At 32.5% G+C, this 916-nt stretch carries 1 pseudogene; it reads left to right on the top strand.

The window, feature by feature from the left end:
• Window positions 1–78: 78 nt before the first annotated feature.
• Window positions 79–912 (top strand): annotated as a pseudogene (locus OXQ85_RS20560) (transposase).
• Window positions 913–916: the final 4 nt, after the last annotated feature.

Raw genomic sequence — 916 nt, 5'->3', positions numbered from 1 at the left:
GAAATCATTTAAACTTTTTTATATAAAAAACGGCTTGTTTATTTTTGTGTTGCAAAACATAAAAAACAAATCAAGCCGATGTTGTACCAAGTACTTGACAAAGATATAATAGAAAATGAAATAGTCCCCAATCTTCCCACGCCAAAACGAGGATTTTTTCCCAAAGCACCTCTGGTTGAAATAGTAAATTGCATATTATACAAACTGAAAACAGGGGTTCAATGGGCTTATTTACCTGTAAAAAGTCTTTTTGAAGAGAATGTTTTAAGCTACCAAAGTGTTTTCTATCATTTCCGTAAATGATGTATAAATAATATTTGGCAAGATTGCTGGATACAGCTATTATTAAAAAATAAATCGAAATTAGATTTATCCAGTGCAGATTTAGACGGGAGCCATACATCGGCATTACGGGGAGGAGAAGAGGTAGCTTACCAAGGTCGAAAAAAGAGAAAGACCAGTACTGCGCTTTATTTTACAGATAGACAAGGACTTCCTTTAGCAATGTCAGACCCTATTGCCGGAAATCATAATGATTTGTATCGTATTGAAATCTATTTTGATCAAATCATCCAAACATTAGAAAAGGCAGAGATTGCTGTAAAAGGATTATTTATGAATGCTGATGCCGGGTTTGATGCTCAAAACTTCAGAAAGCATTGTGAAAATAAAGATATTATTGCCAATATTGCTTTCAATAAGCGCAATGGATCAGATACAGATGAAATTTATTTTGATGAGCTTTTATACCATCAAAGATATGCTATAGAAAGAACAAATGCTTGGTTAGACAGCTTTAGATCATTGCTCAATAGGTTTGATACTACAGTATCTAGCTGGAAATCTTTTAATTATTTAGCATTTATGGTTATTGCACTAAGAAAGTTCTATAACACAAAAAAGTTTAAATGACTTC

The organism is Chryseobacterium sp. GM_Chr_2 (assembly GCF_026540445.1).
Taxonomy (GTDB): domain Bacteria; phylum Bacteroidota; class Bacteroidia; order Flavobacteriales; family Weeksellaceae; genus Chryseobacterium.
This window is presented reverse-complemented; position numbering and strand designations above follow the sequence as displayed.